Raw genomic sequence first — 8910 nt, forward strand, 5'->3', positions numbered from 1 at the left:
CGTCTGGCGCCAGGCGGCGGAGAACGTCGCCGAGTCGCTCCAGCGCGGCATGCGGGTCATCGTGCAGGGCCGCCTCAAGCAGCGGTCGTACGAGACCAAGGAGGGCGAGAAGCGCACTGTCTACGAGGTCGAGGTCGACGAGGTCGGCCCTAGCCTGCGCAGCGCCACCGCGAAGGTCAACAAGACCCAGCGCGGCGGCGGTGGCGGCGGGTTCGGCGGCGGTGCCGTCGACAACGACCCTTGGGCGTCGGCCGCCCCGGCCGCCCCGGCTTCAGCCGGCAGCGGTGGCGGTGGCGGCGGGTGGAACGCACCCGGCACCTCCGACGAGCCACCTTTCTGATCCCGTCCTGACCTGTCCCCCGATTGACCATCCCGGCCACCACCGAGCCGGGCATCCAGAGTCTGGAGCACCACGATGGCCAAGCCACCGCCCCGCAAGCCCAAGAAGAAGGTCTGCCAGTTCTGCAAGGAGAAGATCTCCTACGTGGACTACAAGGACACCGGGCTGCTGCGGAAGTTCATCTCCGACCGCGGCAAGATCCGCGCCCGGCGGGTCACCGGCAACTGCACCCAGCACCAGCGTGACGTCGCCACGGCCGTGAAGAACAGCCGTGAGATGGCGCTGCTGCCCTACACCAGCACCGCCCGCTGAGGGGAGTGACCACGATGAAGCTCATCCTCACCCAGGAGGTCTCCGGCCTCGGCGGCCCCGGCGACGTCGTCGAGGTCAAGGACGGCTACGGCCGCAACTACCTGATGCCGCGCGGCGCGGCGATCCGCTGGACCCGCGGCGGCGAGAAGCAGATCACCTCGATCCGGCGCGGCCGCGAGGTCCGTGAGGTCCGTGACACCAGCCAGGCCGGCGGCATCAAGCGCGAGCTCGAGTCGCTGTCGGTCAAGATCCCGGTGCGGGCCGGCGGGGGGGGCCGGCTGTTCGGCGCCGTCACCGTCGCCGACATCGTCGAGGCCGTCAGCAAGGCCGGTGGTCCGCAGGTCGACAAGCGGCGGATCGAGATCGGCCAGCCGATCAAGACCGTCGGCGCGCACACCGTCACCGTGCGGCTGCACCCCGACGTCACCGCGGCCGTGTCCGTCGAGGTCGTCCCGGCCTGAGGCCACACCGACCTGCGCGACGTACGTCGCCAGAGCCCCGCAGCGACAGCGCTGCGGGGCTCTTGGGTCCGCGGCGCTGCCGTCGGCGACACCGGGCGCCGGTAGGTTCCGGTGCCATGACCGAGTGGACGGCACCTGAGGTGGAGCGCCCCGGCGGGGCGAACGTCGCGCCGGAGCGGCAGGCGATCGAGGAGCTGCTGGACTATCACCGCGCGACGCTGCTGTGGAAGTGCGGCGGCCTGACCGGCGAGCAGCTCGCGCGGCGGGCCTGCCCGCCGTCGACGCTGTCGCTGCTCGGCCTCGTCCGGCACATGGCGGAGGTCGAGCGGAGCTGGTTCCGCGACCGGGTCGCCGGCGACGACGTCGCCCGGATCTACGGCGAGTGGGACGTCGCCTTCGACGACCTCGACCCCGCGCGCGCGGCGGAGGACTTCGTGACGTACGCCGCGGAGGTCGAGGCGGCCCGGGCGATCCTGGCGACCAAGGACTACGACGACACCTTCACCTACCGGCACCGGCGGGGTGAGGACACCATCGACATCCGGGCGCTCGCGCTGCACATGATCGAGGAGTACGCCCGGCACAACGGCCACGCCGACCTGCTGCGCCAGGCGCTCGACGGCCGCACCGGTGAGTGAGTCCTGACCGCCGAGCGAACCACCGAGTGGAATGCCCGGTGACCGCTGTCAGGTCCGACGCGGCAGCTCCGCCCCGGTCACCAGCCAGGCGTCGCCGTGCCAGCGCCAGACGAGGGTCACCAGCCGGGAGAGCAGGAAGCCGTTGAACGCCCACCACAGCGCCACCAGCCCACCGTCGGTCGCGAGCACCAGCCCGGCCAGCGGCAGGTATGCGAGCAGGGTCCCCACGCCGGCCCAAGCCAGGTACCGACCGTCGCCGGCCCCGATCAGCACGCCGTCCAGCGCGAACACCACGCCGCAGACCGGCTGGAAGAGCGCCGCGACCACCAGCACCGCCGACAGCTGGTCGCGGACGTCCTGGTCGGGCGAGAAGAAGGGCACGTAGCCGGCGCGCAGCACGATGACGACGACCGCGAGCAGCGCACCGGCGGCAGCACCCCACTCGACCATCCGACGGGTCGCAGACCGGGCCCCTGCGGCGTCTCCGGCCCCGAGATAGCGCCCGACGATGGCCTGCCCGGCGATCGCTACGGCGTCCAGCGCCAGGGACAGGAAGAGCCAGATGGTGAACGCGACCTGGTGGGCCGCCACGGCCGCCGTGCCGATCGACGCGGCGACGTACGTCGTCACGAGCAGCGCCGCCCGCAGCGTCGCGGTGCGCACCACGAGGGGGACGCCGGCACTCGCGGCGGCCCGGATGCCGGCCCGGTCGGGGCGCAGCGGCGAGCCGTGGGTGCGGGCGCCGCGGACGACCACGACGAGGAAGGCGGCGGCCATCCCGACCTGCGTCAGCACGGTACCGAGCGCCGACCCGGCGACCCCCAGGTCCGCCCCGTAGACGAGCGCCAGGTTGAGCAGCACGTTGACCACCGCGCCGACGGTGGCGACGACCAGCGGTGTGCGGGTGTCCTGAAGCCCACGCAGGACGCCGGTGGCGGCGAGGACGACGAGCATCGCCGGCAGGCCGGTGACGGACACCCGGAGGTACGTCGTCGCGTAGCCGGCCGTGGCCGCCGAGGGGTCGAACGCGTCGACCAGCGGGACCGCGGCGAGCAGTCCCACGACGGCGAGCAGCGCACCGAGCCCGGCGGCGAGCCACAGCCCGTCGACACCCTGGGCGATCGCGGCCCGCAGGTCGCCGGCGCCGACCCGCCGGGCGACCGACGCCGTCGTGCCGTAGGCCAGGAACACGCACAGTGACACCGCGGTCGCGAGCACCGCCCCGGCGATGCCCAGGCCGGCCAGCTGGGGCGTCCCGAGGTGGCCGACGATGGCCGAGTCGGCGAGCAGGAACAGCGGCTCGGCGACCAGCGCGCCGAACGCCGGCAGAGCGAGCCGCAGGATCTCGCGGTCGTGCGGGTGCCGGAGCCGCAGCCGGTGGCCGCCGTCGTCGGCTGCCCGGTCGGCCGGTCCGGATGTCGGTCGCACTGTCCGCATCGTAGACAGCGGGCCGGACTTTCTGCGGTCCACAGCCGGTGCACGAGATCACTGCACCCCACCCGCCCGTCCGCACCTCGCGGGGGTGACGTGTCCACACGTCGTCCACAGCGGGTGCACACGCTTCGAGGGTCGGTCCACAGAGATCTCCACCTGCTGTGCACAGGGCAAGCAGGTGCATCGGTCGGAGTTGCCGAACGTTCCCGCGGCGCACCGGCAGGGTTTGTGTCCAACCCCCACGGTTCCATCGGGGCGACAGCGGACCCAGATGCGTCCGCGAGGCGCGAGGCAGGCGGAAGGGGCGGACCGCGAGTGAGCATCGTCGAGCTGCCCGACACCGGGGGTCCCGGGTCGCTCGTCCGCACCCCGCCCCAGGACCTCGCCGCGGAGCAGTCGGTGCTCGGCGGCATGCTGCTGTCCAAGGACGCGATCGCCGACGTCGTCGAGGTGCTGCGGGGGCCCGACTTCTACCGGCCGGCCCACGAGCTGGTCTACGAGGCGATCCTCGACCTCTACGGCCGCGGCGAGCCGGCTGACGCGGTCACCGTCGCGGCCGAGCTGGTCAAGCGCGCCGAGATGGGCCGGGTGGGCGGCGCGCCGTACCTGCACAACCTCCTGCAGTCGGTGCCGACCGCGGCCAACGCCGGCTACTACGCGCGCATCGTGCGCGAGACGGCGATCCTGCGGCGCCTGATCGAGGCCGGCACCAAGATCGTGCAGCTCGGCTACGCGGGCGACGGCGACGCCGACGACATCCTCGACGCGGCCCAGGCCGAGGTCTACGGCGTCACCGACCGGCGGACCTCGGAGGACTACCTCCCGCTGTCGGCGATCATGGAGGGCGCGCTCGACGAGATCGAGGCGATCGGCTCGCGGGGCGGCGAGATGGTCGGGGTGCCCACCGGCTTCGCCGACTTCGACGAGCTGACCAACGGGCTGCACCCCGGCCAGATGATCGTCGTCGCGGCCCGGCCCGCCGTCGGCAAGGCGCTGGCGCTCGACACCCCGCTCCCGACCCCCACGGGGTGGACCACGATGGGCCAGGTCGCCGTCGGCGACCTGCTGCTCGGCGCCGACGGGCGGTCGACCAGGGTCGTCGCCGCGACCGAGGTGATGCGCGGGCGGCCCTGCCTCGAGGTCGAGTTCTCCGACGGTGCGGTCGTCGTGGCCGACGCGGAGCACCAGTGGTGCACCACGACGGTCGCGGGGTCGACCGCGGTCCGCACCACCCGCGAGCTCGCCGCGACGCTGTGGGCCGAGTCCGGCCGCCGCGGGAGCCGCGGCGAGGAGCGCCGGCTCAACCACACGGTCCCTTTGTCGGCTCCGCTCTCCCTCCCGCCGGCCGACCTGCCGTTCCCGCCGTACGTCGTCGGGTCCTGGCTCGGCGCCCGTTGCGCTGACCCGGCCGACGGCACCGCAGCGGTCTACGCGGCCGCCGATGCAGACGAGATCGACGAGATCGACGAGATCGCGATGTACGTCGAGTCCGAGGTCGACCCGGCCGTGGTCGACGGCACCGTCGGCGCACTCGTCGGCCCCGGCCTCCGGGTGCCGGCCGGCTACCTGCGAGCCGACGAGGACCAGCGGCGTGCGCTGCTCGCCGGAGTCCTGGACCGGCTCGGCCGGATCACCGCGTCCGGCTGCGTGCAGGTGCCGGGCCTGCCGGCCGGGCTGGCAGGTGATCTGCGCGAGCTCGTCGTGTCGCTCGGCTACGAGTGCGGGCTCTCGACTCCCAGCACTCCCGCGGCCGTGGACGGCCGGGCCCCGGCCGCCGCCCTGGCGACGATCGCGTTCTGCAGCGACCAGGACGTGTTCCGGGTGGAGGGCCGGCGCCTCGCGCACAAGGAGCGGCGCTCGGCGCGCCCCGGGACCCTCGGCGGCCGGGCCGTCGTGGACGTGCGCCGGGTGCCGAGCGTGCCGGTGCGGTGCGTCGAGGTCGACAGCGACGACCACCTCTACCTCGCGGGGCGGACCATGGTCGCCACGCACAACTCGACCCTCGGGCTCGACATCGCCCGGGCCGCTGCCATCAAGCACAACATGACGACCTGCGTCTTCTCGCTCGAGATGAGCCGCAACGAGATCACCATGCGCCTGCTCTCGGCTGAGGCGCGGGTCGCGCTGCACCACATGCGCACCGGCAAGCTGACCGACGACGACTGGACGCGGCTGGCCCGGCGGATGGGCGAGGTGTCAAACGCCCCGCTGTTCATCGACGACTCGCCCAACATGTCGATGATGGAGATCCGCGCGAAGTGCCGCCGGCTCAAGCAGCGCAACGACCTCAAGCTGGTCATCATCGACTACCTCCAGCTCATGCAGAGCGGCAAGCGGGTCGAGAGCCGCCAGCAGGAGGTCTCGGAGTTCTCGCGGGCGCTCAAGCTGCTCGCCAAGGAGCTCGAGGTCCCGGTCATCGCGATCTCCCAGCTCAACCGCGGTCCCGAGCAGCGCACCGACAAGAAGCCGCAGATGTCGGACCTCCGCGAGTCGGGATCAATCGAACAGGATGCCGACATGGTGGTGCTGCTGCACCGCGAGGAGCTCTACGAGCGGGAGTCACCCCGGGCGGGCGAGGCCGACTTCATCGTCGCCAAGCACCGCAACGGGCCGACCGCCACGATCACGGTCGCGTTCCAGGGTCACTACTCCCGCTTCGTCGACATGGCACAGAGCTGATCCGACGGACCGGGCCGGGCACCGTGGCAGGTTGTGGCACGCTCCAGCGGTGAGCCAGGCACCGGTCGTCGTCGTGGGCGCCGGAGCGGCCGGGCTGGCCACCGCCGCGGCGCTGCGCGAGGGCGGTCGAGAGGTCCAGGTCCTGGAGCGGGCCGAGCGGGTCGGTGCGTCGTGGGCGGGCCGCTACGACAGCCTGCACCTGCACACCGTCCGGTGGCTGTCCGGTCTGCCCGGGGTGCCGATCCCGAGGTCCTACGGCAAGTGGGTGGCGCGCGACGACCTGGTGCAGTACCTCGCGACGTACGCCCGGAAGCGCTCGCTGCGGCCCGAGCTCGGCACCACGGTCACGCGCATCGACCGCGACGGCGACGACAGCGGCTGGCTGGTGCGCACCGACCGTGGTGACCGCACGGCGAGCCGCGTGGTGGTCGCGACCGGCTACAGCCACACGCCGCGGCGGCCTGCCTGGCCGGGCGTCGAGACCTTCACCGGCGACCTGCGGCACTCGGCCGACTACCGCGAGCCGTCGTCCTACGCCGGCAAGCGGGTGCTCGTCGTCGGCGCCGGCAACTCGGCGACCGAGATCGCGCTCGACCTGCTCCGGGTCGGCGCCGAGGTGACGCTGTCGGTGCGCACACCGCCCAACATCGTGCGGCGCGACACGCTCGGCGTGCCCAGCCAGGTCTTCGGCATCGCGCTGAAGCGGGTGCCGGAGCGGTTCATGGACCCGCTCACCGCGACGCTGCGCCGGATCAGCGTCCCCGACCTGAGCGAGCACGGGCTGCCCCGGTCGGCTGATCCCTACTCGACCTTCCGCCGCACCGGCACGGTGCCGATCCTCGACACCGGCATCGTCGACGCGGTGCGCACCGGGCGAGTGCGGGTGGTGCCGGCGACGGTGTCCGTCGACGGCCCGACGGTGCATCTCGCCGACGGCAGCAGCAGCAGACCGGACGCGGTGGTCGCGGCGACCGGTTTCACGACCGGGCTGGAGCCGGTGGTCGGCCACCTCGACGTCCTGGACCGGCGCGGGGTGCCAACGGTGCACAGCGCCGATCAGCACCCGGCTGCGCGCGGGCTGCACTTCGTCGGCATCAAGGCCGAGCTGTCCGGGCTGCTGCGCGAGATCGGGCTCGAGGCGCGTCGGGTCGGCCGAGCGCTGGCCGAGCGCGGCTGAGCGGCTACTCCGGACTCAGCGGCTACTTCGGCGGGAGCGTCCGGACGTACGTCGTCGAGCGCTCCACCCACCGCCGCAGGTCGGCGTCGTCGGCGACACCCGCCGGGTCGACGAGCACCCACCCCTTCGACGGGCCGCGACCCATGTCGAACGGCCGGACTGACGGCTCGGTCAGCACGTCGGCCGACGTGGCCGGGTCGACCCGCACCAGGACGGCGTCCTGGTAGACACCGCAGGCCATGTTCCCGCCGACCATCAGCGCCAGGCCGCCGAACATCTTCTTCTCGACAACCGGGGTGCCTGGGCCGAGCAGGTCGGCCGTCGTGGCCCGCAGCCGCTCGGCAAGCCGTTCGTCGTAGGCCATCCGGGCTCCTCGTGGTCGCGCTGCAAGGCCGCCGCGAACGGTCGCACCGGCCCCAGGGCATTGTGGCCTCATCCCTTCGGGTGAGACGCGTCAAGCGGAGAGCGAGACGCGTCGATGACCGGGACGTGACATCGATCAGCCCGGTGGCGGAGCTCGCCGGAGAGCGTCCCGAGGACGCCCTCCCGGTGGCACCGCTGCGCGCGGTGCCGGCGACGACGCTGCGCCCGCCCCCGCAGCGGCAGCCGGAGCTGGCCCACCTCGACCTCCGGCGGCTGCGGACCTACCGCCGGACGCTGCTCGAGGAGGAGCTGCGCACGTCGTACTGGCGCCGGCTGGTGCAGGCCCGGCGCGACCTGCTGCGCACCCCCTCGGCGCTCGGCGACCGGATCGCCCTGGCCGACGCGCTCACCGAGCAGCGGGGCACCATGGGCCGCCAGGTGATCCTGTCGCTGCACCCCGACGGCGGGATGCCGATCCTCCCCCACCTGCCCGAGCTGTGGGCCAGCGGAGCGGCCGGCACCGACGAGGCCGGCCGTGCCGACCTGACGCGCCGTCTGACCTCCGCCGAGAGCGTGCTGTCGTCCTACCGCGAGGCGCTGCACAAGCGGCTCGACCGGGCGACCGCCGAGCTCGTAGCGCGCTACCACGAAGACCCGAGCGCCTGCCTCGTCGCGCTCGAGCTGCCACCGCGCTGACGTCCCGTCACCTGTCGGCGCCGGGTGCCCCGTGAGTCATGCCTAGGGTGTGTGGCATGGACGGCAACCCCCGCTTGCGGCCGGCACTCGACGGCATCCCCACCTACCGGCCGGGCCGGCCGGCCGCGGCCCGCGACGGCGCCCCGGCGTACAAGCTGTCGTCCAACGAGAACCCCTACCCGCCGCTCCCCTCGGTGCTGGCCGCGGTCCGGGACGGTGCCGAGACCTTCAACCGCTACCCCGACATGTTCGCGACCGCTCTGACGGCGGCGATCGCCGACCGCTTCGGGGTGCCCGTCAGCCACGTCACGACCGGCACCGGGTCGGTCGGCGTGCTGCAGCAGGTGGTGCAGTCCACGGCGACCGAGGGCGACGAGGTGGTCCACGCGTGGCGGTCCTTCGAGGCCTACCCGATCGTCGTCCAGGTCTCCGGTGCGACCTCCGTCCGGGTGCCGCTGCGTGCCGACGAGCACCACGACCTCGACGCGATGGCCGACGCGGTGACCGACCGCACCCGGCTGGTCCTCGTCTGCTCGCCCAACAACCCGACCGGCACCGCCGTCCAGCGGGCCGAGCTCGAGCGCTTCCTCGACCGCGTCCCGGCGCACCTGCTCGTCGTCGTCGACGAGGCCTACCGCGAGTTCGTCCGCGACCCCGAGGTGCCCGACGCCATCGACGTCTACCGCGACCGGCCGAACGTCGCGGTGCTGCGCACCTTCTCCAAGGCGTACGGCCTGGCCGGTCTCCGGGTCGGCTTCGCCGTCGCCCATGAGCCGGTCGCCGACGCGCTGCGCAAGACGGCCGTCCCGT

10 protein-coding genes are annotated in these 8910 nt (G+C 73.3%); 8 read left to right on the forward strand and 2 right to left on the reverse strand.

Translation table 11 applies throughout. The annotated features are described in order from the left end of the window. The 4 genes from ssb to VK640_04350 all read left to right on the forward strand — a co-directional run. On the forward strand, positions 1-340 hold a 340-nt coding region (gene ssb, locus VK640_04335; GenBank protein ID HTE72413.1), incomplete at its 5' end, for a single-stranded DNA-binding protein. Between the two features lie 75 nt (positions 341-415). Further along, positions 416-652, forward strand: coding sequence for a 30S ribosomal protein S18 (gene rpsR / locus VK640_04340; protein ID HTE72414.1), 237 nt, complete (start codon positions 416-418; stop codon positions 650-652). A gap of 14 nt (positions 653-666) precedes the next feature. Continuing rightward, on the forward strand, positions 667-1113 hold the full coding sequence (gene rplI, locus VK640_04345; GenBank protein ID HTE72415.1) for a 50S ribosomal protein L9: 447 nt from the start codon (positions 667-669) through the stop codon (positions 1111-1113). A 116-nt stretch (positions 1114-1229) separates the two neighbouring features. Beyond that, on the forward strand, positions 1230-1751 hold the full coding sequence (locus tag VK640_04350) for a DinB family protein (GenBank protein ID HTE72416.1): 522 nt from the start codon (positions 1230-1232) through the stop codon (positions 1749-1751). Between the two features lie 48 nt (positions 1752-1799). Here VK640_04350 and VK640_04355 read toward each other — a convergent pair whose 3' ends face one another. Continuing rightward, complete coding sequence (locus VK640_04355; protein ID HTE72417.1) at positions 1800-3125, reverse strand: MATE family efflux transporter; 1326 nt, start codon at positions 3123-3125, stop codon at positions 1800-1802. Positions 3126-3500: 375 nt separating this feature from the next. Between VK640_04355 and dnaB the strand changes: the two genes are divergently transcribed. After that, positions 3501-5864: a replicative DNA helicase gene (gene dnaB / locus VK640_04360; protein ID HTE72418.1), complete on the forward strand. Its 2364-nt coding sequence runs from the start codon at positions 3501-3503 to the stop codon at positions 5862-5864. Positions 5865-5913: 49 nt separating this feature from the next. Beyond that, positions 5914-7041, forward strand: a complete 1128-nt coding sequence (locus VK640_04365) for an NAD(P)/FAD-dependent oxidoreductase (protein HTE72419.1) — start codon at positions 5914-5916, stop codon at positions 7039-7041. 22 nt (positions 7042-7063) lie between these two features. Here VK640_04365 and VK640_04370 read toward each other — a convergent pair whose 3' ends face one another. Beyond that, entirely contained in the window at positions 7064-7405 is a 342-nt protein-coding gene (locus tag VK640_04370) for a TfoX/Sxy family protein (GenBank protein HTE72420.1), read from the reverse strand. A gap of 125 nt (positions 7406-7530) precedes the next feature. Here VK640_04370 and VK640_04375 point away from each other — a divergent pair, with 125 nt between their 5' ends. Together VK640_04375 and VK640_04380 are read left to right on the forward strand one after the other, a co-directional pair. Beyond that, entirely contained in the window at positions 7531-8100 is a 570-nt protein-coding gene (locus VK640_04375) for a hypothetical protein (protein HTE72421.1), read from the forward strand. A gap of 56 nt (positions 8101-8156) precedes the next feature. After that, positions 8157-8910 (forward strand): histidinol-phosphate transaminase (locus VK640_04380; protein HTE72422.1); only part of this gene is annotated, 754 nt, incomplete at its 3' end.

The sequence above is a fragment of the Actinomycetes bacterium genome, from assembly GCA_035489715.1.
Lineage (GTDB): Bacteria > Actinomycetota > Actinomycetes > JACCUZ01 > JACCUZ01 > DATHAP01.